We start from the raw sequence: 22,431 nt of genomic DNA, 5'->3' as shown, positions 1-22,431 counted from the left end.
ACTTAAAAGTTTCACTGTAGCGATGTTGTACGGTTTTATGCATAAATAAGAAAATATTATGCAGCAAAAAGGTGACAACCAAATCCCGTATAAGACAAAGAGATAAAAATGTTATTTGAATTTGGAGAGAATGTCTGTTCATTATGACTACTTTTACTATGGTTTTCTTTGCCTGCGAAACTTTATTTTTATACTTTTGGTCGTTGTTCATCTCACCACAACAATAAGAAGTATAAGAATCAATAATTTGCTACATGAGCCAACTCCTAATTTATAAAGCCTCTGCCGGCTCTGGTAAAACCTTTACACTGGCGGTGGAGTATATCAAACACCTTATTCTATACTCGCGCGCGTATAGAAACATTTTGGCCGTTACCTTTACCAACAAAGCAACAGCCGAGATGAAAGAGCGCATCCTGAGTCAGCTATATGGTATTTGGATGGGCGACAAAGGCTCTACTCCTTACCTCAATCGTATTGTAGAAGATACCGGACTGACAGAACAACATATTCGCACCGCTGCCGGAGAAGCTTTGATGAATATGCTACACGACTATAGTTACTTTCGTGTAGAAACGATAGATTCCTTCTTTCAGTCTGTGATGCGAAATCTGGCAAGGGAACTGGAGTTAAGCCCTAACCTGAACATTGAGCTCAACCGCGAAGATGTGCTTAGTGAAGCTGTAGATTCTATGATTGAGAAGCTGCAAGCTAACTCGCCTGTATTACTTTGGTTGCTGGATTACATCCAAGAGCGTATAGATAGTGATAAACGGTGGAATGTATCGGACGAAATAAAGAAATTCGGAAACAACATCTTTGACGAAGAATATATAGAAAAAGGTGGAAATCTGCGCGAACGGTTGAAAAACCCTGCGGTAATTAAGGAATACCGCAAGAAATTGAATACACTACAAGAGGAAGCATTCAAAGAAATGGCTGGTTATGCCGAGCAGTTTGAGCAAAGCTTAGAAAGTCATGGACTTCTTGCTACCGATTTCAAAAGAGGCGATAAAGGCATTAGCAGCTACTTTCGTAAGCTACAGAAAGGAGAACTAACCGAAAAAGTACGAAATGCAACGGTAGAGGAATGTCTGGAAAACGCGGAAAACTGGACGACAAAGACCTCTAAATTGCGAGGAGAAATTGCCTCAGTCGCTTCGTCCACTCTTATTCCATTACTGCAAACGGCCGAAAAAGCACGTGTTATATGCAACAGAACGATAAATAGCTGTCGCCTGTCGTTGCAACACCTCAATAAGCTGCAATTACTTACCAATATTGACGAGGAGGTTAGGTTATTAAATAAGGAAAACAATCGTTTCCTACTTTCGGATACTAACGCATTACTGCATCGCCTTATTAAAGATGACGATTCTTCGTTTGTTTTTGAAAAAATAGGCTCCAGCATACGACATGTAATGATTGACGAGTTTCAAGACACGAGTCGTATGCAGTGGGGCAATTTCAAATTGCTGTTGCTCGAAGGGCTCTCGCAAGGATCAGACAGTCTTATTGTGGGCGATGTAAAACAATCTATCTATCGGTGGAGAAACGGAGATTGGGGAATATTGAATGGATTGAATGATAAGCTCGGGCATTTCCCCATCAACGTGCAAACACTGAAAACCAATCGTCGAAGCGAATCGAACATCATTGGTTTCAATAATTTATTCTTCACCGAAGCCGTAGAGTATCTTAATCAAAAACATATTGCCGAGCTTGACGAACCGTGCGAAGCACTGTTAAAAGCTTACCAGGATGTGGTACAGGAGTCTCCCCGACCAATAGCAAAAGGATATGTAAAGGTGAATTTTCTCGATAAAGATGAGGAAAAAGACTATACGGAAGCTACCCTACAAGCACTTGGGGCAGAAGTAAACACTCTTTTAAGCAAAGGCGTGGCACTAAATGATATAGCCATATTGGTACGAAAGAACAAGGCTATTCCCCGCATTGCCGAATATTTCGATAAGGAGATGCAATGCAAAATAGTATCCAATGAAGCTTTCCGCCTGGATGCTTCACTCGCTATACAAATGATGATGAATGCACTGCGCATACTATCCGATCCCACAGATGCTGTTGCTAAAGCACAACTAACCATTGCTTATCAAAACGAAGTACTGAAAAACAACTGTAGTTTAAATGAACTACTACTCCACCCCGAAAAACAATTCTTGCCGCAAGCCTTTGTCGATAATATGGCTTCGCTGCAACTTATGCCGCTCTACGAACTACTGGAGGAGCTATTTGTACTGTTTAACATGGATCGTATCGATGAGCAAGATGCTTATATCTTTGCTTTTTTCGATGCAGTAATGGAGTTTTTACAAAACAATTCGGCAGACTTAGATAGTTTTATCCGTTTTTGGGACGAGAAACTTTGTGCTAAAACAATTCCTGGTGGCGAATTGGACGGCATACGCATTTTCTCTATTCACAAATCCAAAGGGTTGGAATTCCACACGGTTATCATACCCTTCTGCGATTGGAAGTTGGAGGGCGAAACAAACATGCAACTGGTTTGGGGTGAACCCAAAGAGGCTCCTTACAATGAGATAGATTTAGTGCCGATTACGTATTCATCGCAAATGTCAGAGTCTGCCTATCGCGAAAGCTATCTGCACGAACGGCTTCAGCTATGGGTAGACCATCTAAACCTACTATACGTTGCCTTTACCCGTGCCGAGAAGAACATGATTATCCTCAGCAAAAAAGCACAAAAAGGAACTGTTTCTGAAATTTTGCTGAACGCGCTGACTACCATTACCGCTAAAGCCGGAGTAGACTGGAATGAGGATATGCCCTACGAATATGGTGAAGTTTGCCTCTCGGAAGATACCAAAGCAACGAATAATACGAACCGATTGCTACAGAAACCAGATAAAAGATCTATCAAAATGGAGTCTATTCGACCACAGGTAGCCTTCCGACAATCTAACCGATCGGCAGATTTCATTCAGGGAATTGACGAAAATGACGATTCATACAGCTTGATTAACAAAGGACGCCTACTCCACACGCTCTTTGCTGCCATTGAAACCGAAAAAGACATTGAGCCATCCATCCAACAACTAGTGTTCGAAGGAGTTATTGGCAACAAAGAACAAGAGATGCAAATACGCAAGCTAACTGCAAAAGCTTTCTCAGCCGAACAAGTAAAAGAGTGGTATTCGGGGTCTTGGAAGTTGTTTAATGAATGTGCCATTATATATAAGGAGAAGAACGGAACAGTGCAAATTCGTCGGCCAGATCGTGTTATGATGCAAAACAACCGGGTAGTGGTGGTAGACTTTAAGTTTGGTAAGCAACAAAAAAAATATGCCAAACAAGTGAAAGAATATATTGCGCTGCTAAAGCAGATGGGACATACAGATGTTGAAGGTTACATCTGGTATGTAGAAGAAGATACAATAGAATCAATTACCGATTAAACAAGCAAACCTATGGATGCATTCCTCAAGATAGTTGCCAAAGACTTATATAATAAGGTAGGAAACGACCTTTCGCGCACAGTAGTTGTTTTCCCTAATAAACGCGCGGGGTTGTTTTTTAACGAATACCTTGCTCATCAATCGGACAAACCGATTTGGTCGCCTGCATACATTAGTATCAGTGAATTATTCCAGCAATTGTCGCCCTTGCGTAGTGGAGACAACATTGGGTTGATTTGCGAATTGTATAGTGTATTCCGCACAGAGATGCAAAACGATGAATCGCTGGATGATTTTTACTTCTGGGGCGAACTTCTGCTTAATGACTTTGATGATATAGACAAGAACTTGGTAGATGCCGACAAGCTCTTTGCCAACCTCAAAGACTTGAAAGGGATTATGGATAGCTTTGATTTCCTTGATGAAGAACAGGAAGCAGCTATCCAACAATTCTTCCAGAACTTCTCCATCGAAAGGCGAACTGTATTAAAAGAGCGGTTCATCTCCTTATGGGACAAGTTAGGAAGTATTTATAATGATTTCCGAAGTAACCTTCTCGAACAAGGCATTGGATACGAAGGTATGATTTATCGCGATGCGATTGCACGTTTAAATCCTAGCGAGTTACCTTATGAGAAATACGTATTTGTTGGCTTTAATATGTTGAATAAAGTAGAGTTTCAACTACTGAATACATTAAAACAAGCAAACAAAGCCATGTTCTATTGGGATTACGATGTATTTTACACACAATCGCTGCAACGAAAGCACGAAGCAGGTATCTATATGCAAAAGAACCTGGAACATTTCCCCTCTTCGCTGGAAGTCGATGCGTTTGATAATTTGCGAAAGCCTAAACAAATTCAGTTCATAGCTTCGCCTACAGAGAACGCTCAAGCGCGGTATTTACCACAATGGCTGAAAGGCATTGAATACAAACAAGAAAAGGAGAATGCAGTTGTGCTGTGCAACGAATCGTTGCTATTTCCCCTACTTCACTCCATCCCTCCAAGTGTGGAAAACCTAAATGTAACAATGGGATTCCCCCTTTCGCAAACGCCAACATACACATTTGTCAATGCATTAATTGAATTACAAACTACCGGTTACAACAAGGAGACTGGCAGATATACCTACAATGCAGTACAGGCGGTATTGAAACATCCCTACACACGCAACTTATCCATCCTTGCAGAGCCGTTGGAACATGAGCTTACGGAGAACAACCGCTTCTACCCGCTCCCATCAGAACTGAAGAGAGATGAGCTATTGGAAAAGCTGTTTACACCAACAGTGTCTATGATTTCTTTATGCAATTATATCGCCGATCTACTAAAAGAGGTTACTTTGTTGTATCGTAAAGAGGAAGAAGAAGGAGAAGAAAATTTATTCAACCAATTATATAAGGAGTCGTTATTTAAAAGCTTCACTATCGTAAACCGCATGACTAGTTTGTTGGAGAGCGGTAAGCTGAATGTAAAAGAAGAAACTTTCAAAAGACTTATTCACAGACTGCTCACGGCAACAAACATCCCATTTCATGGCGAACCGGCTATTGGAATGCAGGTTATGGGTGTACTTGAAACTCGTAATCTTGACTTTAAAAACCTGATTCTGATGTCGTTCAATGAAGGAATGGTTCCCAAGAGTGGTGGAGATTCTTCGTTTATACCTTATACACTTCGCAAGGCATTTGGTATGAAAACCGTAGAGCATCAAGACGCAATCTATGCTTACTACTTCTATCGATTGATACAGCGGGCAGAAAACATAACGATACTTTACAATACTTCGGCCGATGGGCTAAATCGTGGAGAACCCTCTCGCTACATCTTACAGTTGTTGGTAGAGTGGGAACACCCTATTAAACAAGAGTTTTTGGAGGCAGCGCAATCTCCACTTACCACGACAGAGATTAGTATTGAAAAGAACAATGAAGTACTGGAAAAGCTACACGAGTCTTACAACACTAAGCGAAACAACAAAGGTCGATTTACTCCTTCCGCACTTAATTGTTATTTGGATTGTTCGCTACGTTTCTATTTTCGTTATGTGGCACGCCTTAAAGCACGCAAAGAAATCAATACGGAAATAGATTCTTCAACCTTTGGAAGTATTTTTCACCTCGCTGTCGAATTGATTTACAAGAAGCTAACAGAAGCAGGTTCACTTATTCGGAAAGAAGATTTGGAGCAATTACTGAAAGATAATCGAAAAATACAGGACTATGTAGATGCTGCGTTCAGGAAAGAATTTTTCCATATTGCCGAGAACGAAAAGCCCGAATACAACGGCACGCAACTAATAAATTCGAAGGTTATTGTTACATACGTCAAACAGTTGCTCCGTAACGATATGCTTTATACGCCATTCAACATGGTTGACATGGAAAAGAGTGTGTATGAAAATATAGATATAGAAACCTCCAAAGGCAACATAAACGTGCAAATTGGTGGATATATAGACAGAGTAGACAGCAAGGATAACACACTACGTATTGTAGATTACAAGACTGGTGGTTCGCCTAAAATACCTGCCAATATCGAGCAACTATTCACTCCTGGCGAAAATAGACCGGGATATGTATTTCAGACATTCCTCTATGCCGCTATTATGAGCAAACAACAACCACTGAAAGTAGCACCATCTCTGCTCTATATACATCGTGCCTCTTCCGATGAATACTCTCCTGTTATTGAAATGGGCGAGCCACGCAAACCCAAAATACCGGTAACTGATTTTTCGCTTTACGAAGAAGAGTTCCGTAAATACCTGTGCGAGCTGCTGGAGGAGATTTTTAATCCGCAAGTACCGTTTACACAAACAGAGGTAAAACAAAATTGCGAGTATTGCGACTACAAGAGTATTTGTAACAAGTGACTAGTCTGAACGATCTCAATATCAGGCTTCGTTACAGGGGGTGTATCAAACGTCGAAGCGCTGACAGCGCGACATATTTAACCCAGGGTCAGGGAGCGAAGCGAGTGCAGCCCTGGGTCTTGGAATCGACAACGTGAATTCAAGCTCTGTAAGAGCAGCACACTATTGGCTTTTTAGTGCCGTTCTTTCAGAACTTTTTGCTTGTTGTAGTCACTGTCCTGGGGTTTTACCCCAGGCAAAATATGTCAGGCTTTCAGCCTTCTGCTTGCAGATATAATTATATAAAACGAAGAGGGTGTGCCAACCTCTTCGTTTTGACACACCCTCTTCGTTTTATATATAATACAGTTATTATTTCTTCAATGGGATGTTGAATCCAAAGATAGAACCTTCGCCTTTCTTTGAGGTAAACCAAAGCTCTCCACCATTTTTCTGAACAAAGTCTTTGCAAAGGAGTAGTCCAAGACCCGAACCTTCTTCATTGTTCGTTCCAAATGTACTGAAGTGTGTATCAGTATGCAATAATTTAGTCTGATTTTCATCAGCAATACCACAACCATGGTCTTGCACACTTACAAACACCATACCTTCCCTATTCTCTACCGTTACTAACACTTCTGAATTTTCATTGCTAAACTTAATTGCATTGCTCAACAAGTTACGTACAACAGTTTTAATCATATCAATATCCGCATACACAGCAACCTCTTCGGGTGCTACCAAACGAACATTAATCTTCTTCAAACTTGCTACCATGGTGAAGATTTCTATTACACCTTGCACCACCTCAACCATATCTACATCTTGGTGAACCACTTTCAATTTACCAATCTGACTCTTTGTCCATTTCAGCAAGTTATCAAGTAGCGCAAACACATCTTCTGTAGTTTGATTTGCCATTGTGAGCAACTCATACATTTCTTCACCTATTTTATCTTCAGGCAAATTAATAATGAGCATATTCAATACCATTTTAATGGAACCCATTGGCGAACGAAGGTCATGTGCTATTACCGAATAGAGTTTATCACGTCCAACAATAGTACGCTTTAACTCTTCTGTTTGCGAGAGAATAATGCGCTTGGCTTCAATCAATGAAATCTGGTGGGTTACACGAATAATTAACTCTTCCTTATTAAAAGGTTTGGATATAAAGTCGTTAGCACCAGCCTGGAATCCCTTTACAATGTCTGCTGTACTGTTAAGGGCTGTAAGGAATATGATTGGAATATCTTTATGCTCAGGGTCTTTTTTTAAGTGATGAGCCACTTCAAACCCATCCATATCTGGCATCATAACATCTAACAAGATTAAGTCGGGCTTTTCATTTTTGACTTGCTCAAGAGCTTGAATCCCATTGCTTGCAGTAGCAATATTGAATTTCTCATTAGTTAAAAGAACCTTTAGCAACAACACATTTGCTACTACGTCATCAACAATGAGGATTTTATAATTAGAAGGATTGATTTCCATATTCAATAATTATTTTAATGCTATAAAACAAACTCTTTAAAATATTCTACCATCTTGGGCAAACCCTGATCTAATAAAACCGTAGGTTCCCAATTCAATTTTTCTTTCGCCAGCGTGATATCAGGCTTGCGCTGTTTGGGGTCATCGTGTGGTAATGGCTTGAAAACAATTTTCGACTTAGAGCCAACACAATTAATCACTTTCTCCGCCAACTGCAAAATGGTAAACTCTCTTGGATTACCAATATTAACCGGACCAGTGAAGCTATCTTCTGTAGCCATCATACGAATCATGGCCTCAATCAAATCATCTACATATTGGAAACTACGAGTTTGTGTTCCGTCTCCATATATTGTAATGTCTTCGTTGTTTAATGCTTGAATAATAAAATTCGACACTACTCGTCCATCATGTGGAAGCATTCTCGGCCCATAGGTGTTAAAGATACGAATTATTTTAATACGCACATTGTTCTGGCGATGATAATCCATAAAAAGTGTTTCTGCACACCGTTTTCCTTCATCATAACACGATCTATAACCAACTGGATTTACATTTCCCCAATAATCTTCGGGTTGAGGATGCACAAATGGGTCTCCATAAACTTCGCTTGTAGAAGTTTGAAGAACTTTCGCTTTAAGTCGCTGAGCTAAACCCAACATATTAATAGCTCCCATTACCGATGTTTTAATCGTTTGGATGGGGTCTATTTGATATTTTACAGGGGATGCCGGACAAGCTAAATTATAAATTTCGTCAACTTCAGCATAATAAGGCTGAATCACATCATGCCGAGCCACTTCAAAATTATGACAGTCTAATAAGTGTAATATGTTTTTCTTGGAACCTGTAAAAAAATTATCCAAGCATATTACTTCGTTCCCTTCATTTACCAGTCTGGTGCATAGATGAGAACCAATAAAACCAGCTCCGCCTGTTACCAGGATTCTTTTCATTATTTATTTGTTGGTGTTAATTTCAATCAATTCTTTTTAAGAATCAGGCAAATGTAGAAGTTTTCGTTAAGATACACAAGAATTATAGAAATAATAATCCGATATTTTGATGTACATTTGCAAAAACAATCATCTAATTAATATAAAAAAGTTATGAAAGATACTCCTATCAGCCGGCAATTGATTGATAAAGCCATCGAAGATTTCCATATTACGGACTTTTCTAAAGCTACCATTCGCGAAGTTAAAGCTATTGCAGCTAATGCAGAAGCTGCATCGGGTGTTGAATTTATAAAAATGGAGATGGGTGTTCCAGGACTTCCGCCATCCTCTATAGGTGTAGAAGCTGAAATTAATGCATTAAAGAAGGGCATCGCAGGATTATATCCGGACATCAATGGGCTTCCCGAACTAAAAGAAGCAGCTTCGGGTTTTGTTAAGGCCTTTATAAATGTAGAACTTTCGGCAGAAGGTTGTGTTCCAGTGACTGGATCAATGCAAGGAACATATGCTTCATTTCTAACATGTAGTCAATGCGATGAAAAAAAGGATACTATTTTATTTATTGATCCGGGATTCCCCGTGCAAAAGCAACAACTGGTTGTTATGGGACAGAAATATGAAACATTTGATGTATATGAATACCGAGGTAGCAAACTAAAAGAGAAATTGGAAAGCTATTTGGAAAAAGGAAATATCTCTGCTATCATTTACTCCAACCCTAATAATCCAAGCTGGATATGCCTTAATGACTCAGAGCTCAAAACGATTGGCGAACTCGCTACAAAGTACGATACGATTATTTTAGAGGACCTTGCTTATTTTGCTATGGATTTTCGTCATGATTTAAGCAAACCCGGTCAAGCACCCTTCCAACCATCAGTGGCACACTATACCGACAACTATGTGTTACTTATTTCTGCCTCTAAAGCTTTTAGCTATGCAGGACAACGCATTGGTGTAGCTTGTATCTCTAATAAATTATATCACAAACACTATCCGGGATTTGATAAACGATATGGTGGTGGTACGTTCGGTACCGTATTTATTCATCGTGTACTATATGCACTTTCTTCGGGAACCAGTCATTCGGCACAATATGCGATGGCGGCAATGCTGAAAGCTGCTAACAAAGGGGAATACAACTTCCTTAATGATGTGAAAATATATGGTGAAAGAGCTGCTCGACTCAAAGAAATTTTCATACGTTATGGCTTTCATCTGGTATACGACAAAGATTTAGACAACCCTGTTGCCGATGGATTCTATTTTACCATTGGTTATCCGGGAATGACAAGCGGGGAATTAGCTAAAGAGTTGATGTACTATGGAGTTAGCGCTATTTCTCTTGTTACAACAGGAAGTCAACAACAAGGTTTGCGCGCATGTACTTCATTTATTAAAGAACACCAGTACGACCAACTGGAAGAAAGAATGTCCATTTTTGCTAAAAACAATCCTTACACGTAATCTGTTTTGTTAAAAATATAACTTGTAGAAAGAAAAAACACTTAAACGCTTTGTTTTTGCCTTTTTTCTCTTTACATTAGTTGCATGAACAATGCAGATCTCTATAAGATTAAAACAAATAATGTGATTCCCTCTCGAGGAAAGGTGCTGATTTCGGAACCTTTCCTTAGGGATAACATATTTGGTAGGTCTGTAATACTCCTTGTAGATCATGGCAATGATGGAAGCATGGGTGTTGTGATGAACAAGCGCCTTCCTCTTTTCTTGAACGAAATCATCCCCGAGTTTAAATACCTTGACGATATACCTTTATACAAGGGTGGACCACTTTACACGGACACACTCTTTTACATCCATAAAATACCCAACATAGCAGGAGCGCTCCCCATAAGTAAAGGTTTGTTTCTAAATGGAGACTTCAACGCAGTAAAAAAATACATTCTGCAAGGAAACTCTGCTGAAGGAAACATCAGATTCTTTTTGGGTTATTCAGGTTGGGAAAACGAACAGCTAAAACAAGAAATCAAGGAAAACACATGGATTATAGGCAAAGAAGAACCGAATGCTTTGCTTAGCTACGAAACAACTGGCTTATGGAAAAAATCATTAGGTAAATTAGGGCAGAAGTATGAAGCGTGGTCACGTTTTCCTCAGGTTCCATCTCTGAACTAACACACACTTGATATATCTAAGTTTTATCTAAAGCGCTGCATAATCACAACATCCTTATAGCTATCTCCCGAACGAATCCATTTTTTTAATATGCCGGATTGGCAAAAGCTAAACTGCTGGAACAGTTGCAGGCTTGCTTCATTATCCACAGGAATATGAACATATAGCTGCTTCATAGCAAGGTGCCCGAACGCATAATCAATCAATAACTGAAGCGCTTGTGACGCAAAACCTTGTTTACGATACTCATCAAATAATGCAATACCTATGGCAGCTCGTTCATGTAAAGGAACATAGTCGGTTAAATCGATGACTCCAAGCACCTCTTTGTCTGATTGACGTACAATCATTAATCGGAGTTGTTTGTCGGTATAGATATCATTTGTTGTGTTTTCAAGGTATTGCTTCAACACAAAACGAGAATACGGTGAGACACTGTTACTTACCTCCCATAACAAAGGGGAGTTCTCCATGCGATACATCACATCCAGATCTTCGGGATCTGCCGCACGAAGCAAGATTTGTTCGTTAGATAAGTAAGCGGTACTCATTGACAGTAAAATTACTCCTCAATACTAAGCTGAAGCTCTGTGCGCAAACGGCTATCGCTCGGAAAGCAGAAAATAGAAGCTGCAAGTGCTATCACTGCACAAAAACCACCAATATTATTCATTGTCAGATAGTAGATAATGATATTCAAAACAGCTGCTGTTTCCAACATAGCAAGCCGCACAGCACTCCATGTTTTATACGTTTCTAATCTATCTGATATATTCTCCATAGCACTCATTTTTTTAAGCATTATGTTAAAGAGTTTCAGCGACAAAGGAACCTCAGCTATAACAAGCAGTACACCCAGAGTTTCTAATATATACTGCATACGACCATCTTCGGCGAACATTCCCATACCAAAAAGGTTCGCTTCAAACAGCAGCACCAGCAGTGCAGGAAGCATCCAAAAAATATAAAACTGAATTCGTAAAATCCGTGCGATACGCTTAATTTGTCTCTCCATTTCCTTGTTTATTTATTAAATAGTACCCGAAAACTGTGTGCGATTTACAATACTTCTACCTAAAGTAATTTCATCGGTATATTCCAACTCGTCGCCAATGGATACGCCACGAGCTATGACGCTCAATTTCACATCCTTATTCTCCAGTTTCCGATATATATAAAAATTGGTTGTATCTCCTTCCATTGTTGTACTCAAAGCAAGAATAATTTCTTTTACCTGCTCGGTTTCTATTCTGTTTATCAAGCTTTCTATCTGCAAATCGCCCGGACCAATTCCATCCATAGGTGAAATAACCCCACCTAAGACATGGTACAAGCCACGATACTGCTGTGTTGCCTCAATAGCCATTACATCTCGAATACTCTCAACTACACAAACCACCGAAGCATCTCGTTGTGGATTGCCACATATCCGGCATACATCTGTATCGGATATATTGTGACATACCTTACAGTACTTCACTTCCTTACGAAGCGTGATGATGGCATTGCCAAACAATTCGGACGCAGTTACATCTTGTCGCAACAAATGCAACACTAAGCGCATTGCTGTTTTCTTCCCAATGCCAGGTAGTTTGGCAAATTCATTCACAGCTTTCTCGAGCAAAGCCGAAGGGTATTGTTGGTTCATAGACAGTTCTGATATATGGACGCAAATGTATAGAAAAATAATGAGATTCGGGTAAAATCGTTAAAAATGAGTACCTTTGCCGCCATGACTATCCTGCTAACAATCATTGTCTATTTCGCGGTATTGCTGCTTATCGCTTACCTTACCGGAAGAAAAGGAGGTTCCAATGCTACTTTTTTTAAGGCAAACAACAAGTCACCTTGGTACTTGGTAGCTTTTGGTATGATTGGCGCTTCCATATCGGGAGTTACGTTTGTTTCTGTGCCGGGCATGGTACGTAGCATGGATATGACCTATATGCAAACTGTTTTAGGTTTCTTTTTTGGTTATATTTTTGTGGCACAGATACTTTTACCACTCTACTACAAACTAAATCTAACCAGCATTTACACCTATTTGGGAACACGCCTTGGGCAACGTAGCTATCGCACGGGGTCTCTTTTCTTTCTACTATCCCGCATGTTAGGTACCGCAGCAAAACTCTATCTGGTGTGTCTCATTCTGCATCACTATGTCTTTCTTGACTTTCAACTCCCCTTTTGGGTTATTGCCACAGGAGCAGTAACACTTGTGTGGATATACACACAAAAGAGTGGAATTAAAACAATTGTATGGACAGACACATTGCAAACACTTTGTTTGATTGTTGCCTTGTTGCTTATTATATTGACAGTTGCGCGAATACTCAACTTAGATTTCTCGGGTATGACGCAAGTGATTCTACAAAATAAAAATAGCCGTATTTTTGTATTTGATGATTGGGCATCGGGGCAAAATTTCTTCAAGCAATTCTTTAGTGGGATATTTATTGTGATTGTTATGACCGGTCTTGATCAAGATATGATGCAAAAAAACCTCACGTGCCGCAACTTAAAGGAGGCACAGAAAAACATGTATTGTTATGGTTTTGCGTTTATCCCACTCAATTTGTTATTTCTTTGTTTGGGTATATTGTTGTTGGTGTTAGCAAATAGTATGCAGTTGACACTTCCCGATAGTAACGACGATATTCTTCCAATGCTTGTTTCGGGTGGATATCTGGGGCAAACGGTAGTTGTACTGTTCAGTATTGGAATTATCGCCGCGGCATTTAGCAATTCAGATTCAGCGTTGACTTCTATGACTACTAGCTTCTGCATTGATATTCTTAACATAGACCAGGACAGTGAAAAAGTAGCACACGATAAACGTCGAAAAGTACATCTTATAATGGCTATTGTATTGGTGCTTTTCATTTGCCTTTTTCGAATAGTTAATAACAAAAGCGTAATTGACGCCATCTATATCATTGCATCCTATACCTACGGGCCACTCTTGGGTATGTTTTGCTTTGGTCTTTTTACCAGAAGAAACACCAACGACACTTATGTACCGTATATCGCTATCGCATCACCTATTGTTTGCTACTTCATAAACCTGTTGATAACAACTTATACAAGCTACCGTTTTGGCTATGAAATACTCATGTTAAATGGAATGCTTACTTTTGCGGGAATGATGATGATGTCTAAAACGAGAAAAGAGTTTCAACCAAATAAATAAAGAGAATGGAAATTAAAAGCGCCGAGTTTGTTATAAGCAATACCGATGTTACAAAATGCCCTTCGGGGACGTTACCCGAATATGCTTTCATAGGTCGCTCTAATGTAGGCAAGTCTAGTTTGATTAATATGCTGACGAATAGAAAAAGCCTTGCCATGACATCGAGTACACCAGGAAAGACTATGCTTATTAATCACTTTCTGATAAACGAAAACTGGTATATAGTTGACCTTCCCGGATATGGATATGCACGTCGTGGACATAGCGGACAGGAGCAAATCCAGAAGGTTATTAACAACTACATCTTGCGACGTGAACAGATGACAAATCTCTTCCTCTTAATAGATAGCCGGTTGGAGCCACAGAAAGTAGATTTAGAGTTTATGGAATGGCTGGGCGAAAATGGAGTACCATTTGCTATCGTCTTTACAAAAGCCGATAAGTTAAAATCAGGCAGATTAGGAAATAATGTACAAGCCTATCTCAAGAAGCTCCGCCAACAGTGGGAAGAGCTTCCTCCCTACTTCATTTCCTCTGCCGAAAATAAGCTCGGTAGAGAGGAAATTCTTAACTACATTGAAGAGATAAACAAAAATTGTCTTTAATTAAACATGTAATTACTGAGAAATATTTACTTTTGTATTTAGTTATCTATTAAAAAACAAAGAAACATGAAAAGATTATTAGTAATATTCGCGCTTATAGTAAGCTTTGCATCGTATGCTACCGCCCAAGCTAAAGCTGAGATTAAGTTTGAAAAAACAACCTATAGCTTCGGCGAATTTTCCGAAAGCACACCTATTGTTAGTGCCGAGTTCAAATTCACCAATGTAGGCGACGCTCCTTTGGTTATCCACCAAGCCATTGCATCTTGCGGATGCACCGTACCCGAATATACCAAAGAGCCTATTGCTCCCGGCGAAACAGGCATTATTAAAGTAACTTATAACGGAACCGGTAGATATCCGGGCTATTTTAAGAAGTCTATTACATTGCGTACTAACTCCAAAACAGAGATGATACGATTGTATATAGACGGAGATATGAAAGCTAAAAGCGCCGAATAAGAAACCCGCCTTTTTGCTTATAGCATTCGTCTTGATTGCTTATGGCATTCACCCTATTTGCTTATAGCATTTAGCCTAATTGCTTATAGCATTCGCCTTGATTGCTTATGGCTCTTGCACCAGCAGCCTATGCTTTTTTAGCTCAAAGAAACCTACAATATTACTCAGTGAGAAATGATTGCTTTCTCAGTGCTTTTTACTCAAAACACACTGAAAAACCACCCATTTCTCACTGAGCTTTTACAACCATCCTTCACTCTTCACTTTAACGAGGAATCAATTGACAATCAAGCTATTAAGGGTGAACCCTATCCCTCCTTCACCAATCTTTGCAAGAAACAGTGTATCTATCACCCAAAAAGTAATGATAATCAACTTGTTGAGTTGAAAAATGAAGGGGTGAATGGTAAAAACTTGTTTTCCTGGTGGTAAATAAGAGTATATATTATTTTTTATTGTATCTTCGTCCAGCACTTTTACACGTAGAAAACGAGAAATCCCAAAGTGCTAACTATTATAAGTCATATAGAAAAATAAAATCACTTCAACATGAAAGAAGAAGAGAAAATCACGGGACTACCCGAAAATGCATTCAGAGAACTAAAACCGGGCGAAGTGTACAACCCACTAATGAGTAGCGACAAAGAATATTCGGAAGTAAATTCATGGTCCGTATTATGGGGGTTAGCCATGGCGGTACTATTTTCGGCTGCTGCTGCTTACCTGGGGTTGAAAGTAGGACAAGTTTTTGAAGCGGCTATTCCTATCGCCATCATTGCCGTTGGGGTTTCATCGGCAGCAAAACGCAAAAACGCATTGGGCGAGAATGTTATTATTCAATCTATTGGAGCTAGCTCGGGGGTAATTGTGGCAGGTGCTATCTTTACACTACCTGCTCTTTATATTCTTCAAGAAACCTATCCTCAAGAAATTACAGTTACTTTTCCACAAGTATTTATCAGTTCATTGCTTGGAGGTGTTTTAGGTATTCTTTTCCTTATACCATTCAGAAAATATTTCGTGCAAGATATGCACGGTAAATATCCTTTCCCCGAAGCTACGGCAACTACACAGGTACTTGTTTCGGGCGAAAAAGGAGGCAGTCAGGCTCTACCTTTATTAATGGCTGGCTTAGTTGGTGGTTTGTACGACTTCATCACTGCCACCTTTGGCTGGTGGAACGAAGTATTTACCACCCGCGTTTGCGCATTCGGCGAAATGCTTGCCGATAAAGCAAAACTTGTATTCAAAGTAAATACCGGAGCCGCTGTTCTTGGACTTGGCTATATCGTAGGGCTTAAGTATGCTGCTATTATATGCGCTGGTTCATTGGCTGTTTGGTGGATTATCATTCCCGGAATGTCTATGCTGTTTAGTGACACGGTGTTGAATATGTGGAATCCGTCTATCACAGCTACTGTAGGCAGTATGTCTCCCGAACAAATATTCTCAAACTACGCCAAGAGTATTGGTATTGGTGGCATTGCTATGGCAGGTGTTATTGGTATTATCCGTTCGTGGGGCATTATAAAGAGTGCTGTAGGATTGGCCTCTAAAGAATTAGGAGGTAAATCGAGCGGTACTGCAAATGTAGTTCGCACACAACGCGATCTTCCGATGAAGATTATCGCTATTGGTTCCATACTGACTATTATTGCTATCACACTATTCTTCTATTTTGATGTGATGCAAGGCAATATACTTCATACCATCGTTGGTATATTACTCGTAGCAGTTATCACTTTTTTATTTACGACCGTAGCAGCCAATGCTATTGCAATCGTAGGTACAAACCCTGTTTCGGGTATGACGCTAATGACGCTAATTCTTGCTTCTGTAGTAATGGTTGCTGCCGGATTGAAAGGTCCCGAAGGTATGGTAGCTGCACTCATCATGGGTGGGGTTGTTTGTACGGCACTCTCTATGGCGGGTGGTTTCATTACCGACTTGAAAATTGGTTATTGGCTCGGTAGCACACCTGCCAAGCAAGAAGGTTGGAAGTTCCTTGGCACATTGGTATCTGCTGCAACCGTAGGAGGTGTAATGATTATCCTCAACAAAGTGTACGGATTTACCAGCGGCGAACTGGCTGCCCCACAAGCAAACGCAATGGCTGCGGTTATAGAACCGCTGATGAGTGGTGTGGGTGCGCCTTGGTTGCTTTACGGCATTGGTGCAGCATTGGCCATTATACTTACATTCTTCAAAGTTCCCGCTTTAGCATTTGCGTTGGGTATGTTTATTCCATTGGAACTAAATATTCCGTTGGTTGTGGGTGGCGCTATCAATTGGTATGTAACTACACGTAGCAAAAACCCGGAAATCAACACAGCACGTGGAGAGAAAGGAACACTTATAGCTTCCGGATTCATAGCCGGTGGTGCTTTAATGGGTGTTGTTAGTGCAGGTATCCGCTTTGCGGGATACAATTTTGTAAACGAGGGTTGGTTGGCTAATAGCTGGTCGGAGGTATTGGCATTAGCGCTTTATGCGTTGCTTATTCTCTATTTCATTAAGGCAAGTATGAAAACAAAATAAAGACAACAACATGAGAAAATTTATAATCTTCTGCGCTCTCTTTGCTTCTGTCAATTTGTGCGCGCAACAACCGGTAGAGATTCTTTTATGGCCAAATGGAGCACCCAATAGCAACGAACTAAAGGGTGAAGAGAAACGAGCCGAAGGAAACCGTGTTAGCAATATTACCGAGCCAAGCATTACTATTTATAAATCCGATACACCCAATAGCATCGCTATAATAATGTGTCCGGGTGGAGGATATGCACGTTTGGCAATGAATCACGAAGGATTTGATATGGCTCCGTGGATGCTCTCGCAACACATCACTTATGTTGTTTTGAAATATCGAATGCCTAATGGCAATCACGAAGTTCCACTCTCGGATGCCGAGCAAGCTATCCGCTACATGCGCCAACATGCGGAAGAGTACAATACAAACCCTAATAAGATAGGAATTATGGGCGCTTCGGCAGGAGGACACCTTGCCTCTACACTTGCTACGCATTACAGCAGCAAAGAAACACGTCCTGATTTTCAAATCTTGTTTTATCCTGTTATTACACTCGACCTCAAGTATTGCCACGGCGGTTCGCGAGATAATCTACTTGGAAAAAATCCTTCGCAAGAACTTGTAGATAAGTATTCTAACGAAAAGCAAGTAACCGAAGATACGCCCAAAGCATTCATTATGCTTTCTTCCAATGATAAAACAGTGCCAGCCGAAAACAGTACCCAATACTTTCTGGCATTGAAGAACAAAGGAGTTTCAGCATCACTACACTCCTATCCTATAGGTAGTCATGGATGGGGATTCCGCGATAGCTTCGTTTACAAACGCCAGTGGACGGAAGAATTAGAAAAGTGGTTAAGAGAAGAAGTACAATAACTTAAAACAATAATTATTCAAAAGATGAGAAAATTCAGTTTACTTTCATTAATAATAGTCTGTTTGCCGCTTTCTATCTATGCACAAGAAGCAAACAAGATGCTGAAAAACGGGCTAGGTTTCTTAGAGACACCTTATGTGGCTCATACCCTCGAGGTTAACGATGAAGAAGATTTGGTCGTTAACTGCGACGAAGTAGATTGTACTACGTTTGTGGAATATGTGCTTGCCATGTCGCTCTGCGAAGACCAAGGCGACGATATGCAAGAAAGCGAATTTGCACAAAACCTGCAAAAAATCCGCTATCGCAATGGTATAATAAACGGATACACCTCTCGCCTGCACTACGTAGCCGACTGGATTAACAATGCCGTGAAACAAGGCTTTATTGAGGACATTACCGCACAAAAAAGCCCAAAGAAAATAACTTTGGCCATTTCTTACATGTCTACTCACGCAGATAAATACAAACAGTTAAAAAATTCTCCGGCAGATGTTGCTGTTATGGCAAGTTACGAGAAAGAGCTTACCGGGAAAACCGTGAATTGGTTACCCAAAGATGATATTCCAACCAATGGTTTATCTTGGATTAAGAACGGAGACATCATTGCTATTACAACAAACATAAATGGTTTGGATGTTTGCCACATGGGAATTGCTATTTACATACAAGGCAAATTGCATTTGTTGCATGCCTCATCAACCGAAATGCAGGTAGTGGTAGAAAGGATGCCATTGAAGGAGCAACTAAAGGAAAACAAAGTTACTACCGGCATTAGAGTTTTAAGAATGAAAATTACACCTTGAACCCAAGTGTGAAGAAACGGATGTTTTTACGCAAAACATGCTGTTTCGAACCCCATTTTCATTGAAAATGGGGTTCTCTTTTCTTAAGAACAAGGCTCTTTTTCATCAGAAGTGAAGCCCCTGGTTTTTATCGACGAAACCATTTCCCCAAACCCTTTTTGGGTTCCTTCCCATACAAATCTCTTAGCATCTTTTCTTTATGCTTTTCCAGATATTGGCAAGTTAGCTCATACCCTAAATGATGGATTTTGGCAGCATGCTTAAAATCAAAAATAGAATACCTCGAAAACTCCTCCGATTCAATTAAATAATCACAAAGTTCTGCTTCGGCCGTAGAGTTTGCACCCACCATGTAGTTCATGCTACGTTCAATGACATATTTTATAGACTCAGTATACTTCATTGAAGTAATAGGGCTAATATTTACACCCAATACCCGCTTGCATTTCTTACGAATGATAGAAACAGGAAAATTCATTAGTAAGCCACCATCCACATAGTAGTGTTCATCAATACGAACCGGCGAAAAAATTACCGGAACAGTACACGAAGCCATAACAGCCTGCGCTATCGGTCCTTTGGAGAACACACGCAGCTTACCACTCTCAATATCTGAGGCTACCACCTCAACCGGAATTTTCAAGTCTTCAAAGTTCGTGGCATGAAGATACGTCTTCAACAAATGCTCTATGCGCGAAGTTTTGAAGAATCCCCCTCTGGGAATAATGCCCTCAACAATGGAGGTAAACGAAAGGTTGCTTCCTATCTCTCTTATCTCGTCCGCAGTATAACCATCGGCATAAAGCACGGCAATGAGCGAGCCCACACTGGTTCCCGATATGATTTCTGGTTTGAAATTTTGTTCTTCCAACGCTTTCAAAACCCCTAAGTGGGCAAAACCACGCGCGCCGCCACCACTAAGCGCTATTCCAAAATTGTATGAATAAGATTTTCCTTTAGCCATCATAACAGCATTTTTTTTCTACAACAAAGATGCAACATTTTTTCTCAATTCTTACTTGCAATGCGCATTGCAAGTAAGAATATAGCTAAAATCAACCCTGCAATGCACATTGCAAGCAAGAAAACGACAAAAAACAACCTAGCAAACCACATCTAAACAGAAAAAAGCAAATCTAACTGAGAACAAAAAAGAGAAACGATATGTTATGTATTAAATATTACCAACTAAAACCATATAATTATGAAATCATTGAATTTATTGTTTGCCTTCTTAGGCGGAGCTGCCGTAGGTGCAACGCTCGGTTTGTTATTTGCTCCCGAAAAGGGAGAAGACACCCGTAAAAGAATAGCCGAAATGCTCGAAGAAAAGGGTATTAAGCTAAATAAATCGGAAATGGACAAGCTTATTGACGACATTACTGCCAAAATCAGAGGCAAAGTTAAGCACATTGAAGATACATCCGACCTATAAGAACCAGAACGATTATTAATTAAGATAGAACAACAATGACTACGGATAACAACAGTAATTTTCAACAATTACTTCAAGAAACCAAGAAGTATCTTGAACTTCAAAAGGATTACATCAAGTTAGAACTCACCGAGAAACTAACTATTTTCTTTTCGACTTTCATACTGGCCATGGTACTTATTATACTAGGCGTTGTTGTTCTATTTTATCTTTCGTTGGCTTTTGCTTCATTCTTAGAACCTCACGTGGGCGGAATAACCAATAGCTATCTTATTGTGGCAGGCATCATCGCTTTGTTGATGTTACTGTTTTATTTGCTACGCGGACGGTTAATTATGAATAACCTCGTGCGTTTTTTGGCTAATTTATTTCTAAACGACTCAAACAAATAGGCTATGAACAAAAGAATTTTATTAGCTAAAAGCGATAAATTAACGTTGAATGATATCACTAAAGCCAAAGAAGAAGCCCTAATAAAAATTAGGGCTCAACAAATGGTAATTATAGAAAGAGGTAATGATGTTATCGCTCCTTTTGTGCAAAACTCATTCAATCCACTCAGTCTATTCAAGCGTTTCAATACGGGGATGGCTCTTTTTGACGGAGTAATGATTGGGTATCGAATATTCAAAAAGATACGCAATATCTTCTGACGAGCATCACACGTATGTTTCCAGTAACTTCACCGATCCATTGGGAATAATCACAACTTCTTGAGTGGTTGCCGGAAACAACACTGTTTCGCCTGCTTTAAGATTAATCTCGTTTTTCTCGTCATCAATAAGTTGACACGCACCTTCCACGCAGATAAATATCACGAAGGAATCTAACTCGGAATAATCGCCGGTAATTTCTTCGGTCATATTATAAAGCGAGGTCGTGAAGTACGGACAAGCAGCAAGTTCTACGGGTTCATTCTCTATGGATTCGTATTCTGTTTGATAATCATTCAATACATCATAATCAATAGCTTCTTTGGCTTGTTCAACATGCAATTGACGTGGTTTCCCATTGCTATCAGTACGATTAAAATCATATATGCGATAGGTTATATCCGACGTTTGTTGTATTTCGGCAAGGAAGATTCCTGCTCCAATGCTATGTATTCGTCCGGCAGGTAAAAAGAAAACATCCTCCTTTTTCACCTCATAAGTTTGTAATACATCTACAATCGTATTGTTATAGACACGTTCCTTATATTCTTTTGGGGTTATTTCTGAAGAGAATCCCGAAATAAGTTTGGCTCCCGGATCTGCGTCAATAACATACCACATTTCGGTTTTACCAAACGTATTATGCCTTTTCTGTGCCAACGAATCATTGGGATGAACCTGTATGGAAAGGTCTTTATTGGCATCAATAAACTTTATGAGTAGTGGAAACTTATTCCCAAATCGCGCATAATTGGCCTCACCTACAAGTTCACTCTTGTATTTAGCGACCATCTCGGTTAGTGTTAGCCCTTTGTCGGATCCATTTGCTACAACAGATTCGTCTCCTTCTACACCAGAGATTTCCCAACTCTCTCCCACTCCAATTACTTCGTCATTTATTTGCTTGAATGGAATGATTTTGTTACCTCCCCACAATGTTTGTTTTAAGATGGGGTTAAACTTCAGCGGATACATTTTGATTCTT

At 39.9% G+C, this 22,431-nt stretch carries 20 protein-coding genes; 13 read left to right on the top strand and 7 right to left on the bottom strand.

Translation table 11 applies throughout. From position 1 onward, the window contains the following. The first annotated feature begins 254 nt into the window (after positions 1-254). Positions 255-3,437, top strand: coding sequence for an exodeoxyribonuclease V subunit beta (locus tag D0T50_RS01655; RefSeq protein ID WP_163221279.1), 3,183 nt, complete (start codon positions 255-257; stop codon positions 3,435-3,437). Positions 3,438-3,449: 12 nt separating this feature from the next. Beyond that, entirely contained in the window at positions 3,450-6,317 is a 2,868-nt protein-coding gene (locus D0T50_RS01650; RefSeq protein WP_163221277.1) for a PD-(D/E)XK nuclease family protein, read from the top strand. A 351-nt stretch (positions 6,318-6,668) separates the two neighbouring features. Here D0T50_RS01650 and D0T50_RS01645 read toward each other — a convergent pair whose 3' ends face one another. Together D0T50_RS01645 and D0T50_RS01640 are read right to left on the bottom strand one after the other, a co-directional pair. Continuing rightward, positions 6,669-7,796, bottom strand: a complete 1,128-nt coding sequence (locus D0T50_RS01645) for a response regulator (RefSeq protein ID WP_163221275.1) — start codon at positions 7,794-7,796, stop codon at positions 6,669-6,671. Positions 7,797-7,810: 14 nt separating this feature from the next. Then, the gene (locus D0T50_RS01640; protein WP_163221274.1) at positions 7,811-8,746 is read right to left on the bottom strand and encodes a UDP-glucuronic acid decarboxylase family protein; all 936 of its coding nucleotides are present in this window, start codon (positions 8,744-8,746) and stop codon (positions 7,811-7,813) included. Positions 8,747-8,899: 153 nt separating this feature from the next. Here D0T50_RS01640 and D0T50_RS01635 point away from each other — a divergent pair, with 153 nt between their 5' ends. Next, complete coding sequence (locus D0T50_RS01635) at positions 8,900-10,216, top strand: pyridoxal phosphate-dependent aminotransferase (protein WP_163221272.1); 1,317 nt, start codon at positions 8,900-8,902, stop codon at positions 10,214-10,216. Between the two features lie 84 nt (positions 10,217-10,300). Next, complete coding sequence (locus tag D0T50_RS01630) at positions 10,301-10,888, top strand: YqgE/AlgH family protein (protein WP_163221270.1); 588 nt, start codon at positions 10,301-10,303, stop codon at positions 10,886-10,888. A gap of 23 nt (positions 10,889-10,911) precedes the next feature. Here D0T50_RS01630 and D0T50_RS01625 read toward each other — a convergent pair whose 3' ends face one another. The 3 genes from D0T50_RS01625 to recR are packed head-to-tail and all read right to left on the bottom strand — an operon-like array spanning position 10,912 to position 12,536. Next, positions 10,912-11,439, bottom strand: coding sequence for a GNAT family N-acetyltransferase (locus tag D0T50_RS01625; protein ID WP_163221268.1), 528 nt, complete (start codon positions 11,437-11,439; stop codon positions 10,912-10,914). 11 nt (positions 11,440-11,450) lie between these two features. Further along, positions 11,451-11,903, bottom strand: a complete 453-nt coding sequence (locus tag D0T50_RS01620; protein ID WP_163221266.1) for a hypothetical protein — start codon at positions 11,901-11,903, stop codon at positions 11,451-11,453. Between the two features lie 15 nt (positions 11,904-11,918). Further along, positions 11,919-12,536, bottom strand: coding sequence for a recombination mediator RecR (gene recR, locus D0T50_RS01615; RefSeq protein ID WP_163221264.1), 618 nt, complete (start codon positions 12,534-12,536; stop codon positions 11,919-11,921). An 84-nt stretch (positions 12,537-12,620) separates the two neighbouring features. Between recR and D0T50_RS01610 the strand changes: the two genes are divergently transcribed. From D0T50_RS01610 to D0T50_RS01585, 6 genes are all read left to right on the top strand, one after another. Beyond that, positions 12,621-14,078 carry a sodium:solute symporter gene (locus D0T50_RS01610; RefSeq protein ID WP_163221322.1) on the top strand — a complete coding sequence of 486 codons (1,458 nt, stop codon included), beginning with the start codon at positions 12,621-12,623 and terminating at the stop codon, positions 14,076-14,078. Between the two features lie 5 nt (positions 14,079-14,083). Then, positions 14,084-14,683 carry a ribosome biogenesis GTP-binding protein YihA/YsxC gene (yihA, locus tag D0T50_RS01605; protein ID WP_163221262.1) on the top strand — a complete coding sequence of 200 codons (600 nt, stop codon included), beginning with the start codon at positions 14,084-14,086 and terminating at the stop codon, positions 14,681-14,683. A 66-nt stretch (positions 14,684-14,749) separates the two neighbouring features. Beyond that, entirely contained in the window at positions 14,750-15,145 is a 396-nt protein-coding gene (locus D0T50_RS01600; RefSeq protein WP_163221260.1) for a DUF1573 domain-containing protein, read from the top strand. 549 nt (positions 15,146-15,694) lie between these two features. After that, entirely contained in the window at positions 15,695-17,683 is a 1,989-nt protein-coding gene (locus tag D0T50_RS01595) for an OPT family oligopeptide transporter (RefSeq protein WP_163221258.1), read from the top strand. Positions 17,684-17,693: 10 nt separating this feature from the next. Beyond that, positions 17,694-18,551, top strand: coding sequence for an alpha/beta hydrolase (locus tag D0T50_RS01590; protein WP_163221256.1), 858 nt, complete (start codon positions 17,694-17,696; stop codon positions 18,549-18,551). 24 nt (positions 18,552-18,575) lie between these two features. Next, positions 18,576-19,358 (top strand): N-acetylmuramoyl-L-alanine amidase-like domain-containing protein, encoded by a 783-nt coding sequence (locus D0T50_RS01585; protein WP_163221254.1) that lies wholly within the window; start codon positions 18,576-18,578, stop codon positions 19,356-19,358. A 127-nt stretch (positions 19,359-19,485) separates the two neighbouring features. Here the strand turns inward: D0T50_RS01585 and D0T50_RS01580 are convergent, their stop codons facing one another. Further along, the gene (locus D0T50_RS01580; RefSeq protein WP_239058178.1) at positions 19,486-20,325 is read right to left on the bottom strand and encodes a patatin-like phospholipase family protein; all 840 of its coding nucleotides are present in this window, start codon (positions 20,323-20,325) and stop codon (positions 19,486-19,488) included. A 237-nt stretch (positions 20,326-20,562) separates the two neighbouring features. Here D0T50_RS01580 and D0T50_RS01575 point away from each other — a divergent pair, with 237 nt between their 5' ends. From D0T50_RS01575 to D0T50_RS01565, 3 genes are read left to right on the top strand one after another with little or no spacing between them, the layout of a single operon-like run. Then, positions 20,563-20,793 carry a YtxH domain-containing protein gene (locus tag D0T50_RS01575; protein WP_163221252.1) on the top strand — a complete coding sequence of 77 codons (231 nt, stop codon included), beginning with the start codon at positions 20,563-20,565 and terminating at the stop codon, positions 20,791-20,793. Between the two features lie 35 nt (positions 20,794-20,828). After that, positions 20,829-21,185 carry a phage holin family protein gene (locus D0T50_RS01570; RefSeq protein WP_163221249.1) on the top strand — a complete coding sequence of 119 codons (357 nt, stop codon included), beginning with the start codon at positions 20,829-20,831 and terminating at the stop codon, positions 21,183-21,185. 3 nt (positions 21,186-21,188) lie between these two features. Continuing rightward, a complete protein-coding gene (locus tag D0T50_RS01565) occupies positions 21,189-21,446 on the top strand; it encodes a hypothetical protein (RefSeq protein ID WP_163221247.1) in 258 nt (85 codons plus the stop codon). 6 nt (positions 21,447-21,452) lie between these two features. Here the strand turns inward: D0T50_RS01565 and D0T50_RS01560 are convergent, their stop codons facing one another. Next, positions 21,453-22,421 carry a type I phosphomannose isomerase catalytic subunit gene (locus tag D0T50_RS01560; RefSeq protein WP_163221245.1) on the bottom strand — a complete coding sequence of 323 codons (969 nt, stop codon included), beginning with the start codon at positions 22,419-22,421 and terminating at the stop codon, positions 21,453-21,455. Positions 22,422-22,431 lie beyond the last annotated feature (10 nt).

The organism is Bacteroides sp. 214 (genome assembly GCF_010501015.1).
Taxonomy (GTDB): Bacteria; Bacteroidota; Bacteroidia; order Bacteroidales; family Bacteroidaceae; genus Bacteroides.
This window is presented reverse-complemented; position numbering and strand designations above follow the sequence as displayed.

Bases quoted from the DNA above. Each gene is read 5' to 3' on its own strand.
- D0T50_RS01655 (WP_163221279.1), top strand. From the start codon at position 255: ATGAGCCAACTCCTAATTTATAAAGCCTCTGCCGGCTCTGGTAAAACC.
- D0T50_RS01650 (WP_163221277.1), top strand. From the start codon at position 3,450: ATGGATGCATTCCTCAAGATAGTTGCCAAAGACTTATATAATAAGGTA.
- D0T50_RS01640 (WP_163221274.1), bottom strand. From the start codon at position 8,746: ATGAAAAGAATCCTGGTAACAGGCGGAGCTGGTTTTATTGGTTCTCAT.
- D0T50_RS01635 (WP_163221272.1), top strand. From the start codon at position 8,900: ATGAAAGATACTCCTATCAGCCGGCAATTGATTGATAAAGCCATCGAA.
- D0T50_RS01630 (WP_163221270.1), top strand. From the start codon at position 10,301: ATGAACAATGCAGATCTCTATAAGATTAAAACAAATAATGTGATTCCC.
- D0T50_RS01625 (WP_163221268.1), bottom strand. From the start codon at position 11,439: ATGAGTACCGCTTACTTATCTAACGAACAAATCTTGCTTCGTGCGGCA.
- D0T50_RS01620 (WP_163221266.1), bottom strand. From the start codon at position 11,903: ATGGAGAGACAAATTAAGCGTATCGCACGGATTTTACGAATTCAGTTT.
- recR (WP_163221264.1), bottom strand. From the start codon at position 12,536: ATGAACCAACAATACCCTTCGGCTTTGCTCGAGAAAGCTGTGAATGAA.
- D0T50_RS01610 (WP_163221322.1), top strand. From the start codon at position 12,621: ATGACTATCCTGCTAACAATCATTGTCTATTTCGCGGTATTGCTGCTT.
- yihA (WP_163221262.1), top strand. From the start codon at position 14,084: ATGGAAATTAAAAGCGCCGAGTTTGTTATAAGCAATACCGATGTTACA.
- D0T50_RS01600 (WP_163221260.1), top strand. From the start codon at position 14,750: ATGAAAAGATTATTAGTAATATTCGCGCTTATAGTAAGCTTTGCATCG.
- D0T50_RS01595 (WP_163221258.1), top strand. From the start codon at position 15,695: ATGAAAGAAGAAGAGAAAATCACGGGACTACCCGAAAATGCATTCAGA.
- D0T50_RS01590 (WP_163221256.1), top strand. From the start codon at position 17,694: ATGAGAAAATTTATAATCTTCTGCGCTCTCTTTGCTTCTGTCAATTTG.
- D0T50_RS01585 (WP_163221254.1), top strand. From the start codon at position 18,576: ATGAGAAAATTCAGTTTACTTTCATTAATAATAGTCTGTTTGCCGCTT.
- D0T50_RS01580 (WP_239058178.1), bottom strand. From the start codon at position 20,325: ATGATGGCTAAAGGAAAATCTTATTCATACAATTTTGGAATAGCGCTT.
- D0T50_RS01575 (WP_163221252.1), top strand. From the start codon at position 20,563: ATGAAATCATTGAATTTATTGTTTGCCTTCTTAGGCGGAGCTGCCGTA.
- D0T50_RS01570 (WP_163221249.1), top strand. From the start codon at position 20,829: ATGACTACGGATAACAACAGTAATTTTCAACAATTACTTCAAGAAACC.
- D0T50_RS01565 (WP_163221247.1), top strand. From the start codon at position 21,189: ATGAACAAAAGAATTTTATTAGCTAAAAGCGATAAATTAACGTTGAAT.
- D0T50_RS01560 (WP_163221245.1), bottom strand. From the start codon at position 22,421: ATGTATCCGCTGAAGTTTAACCCCATCTTAAAACAAACATTGTGGGGA.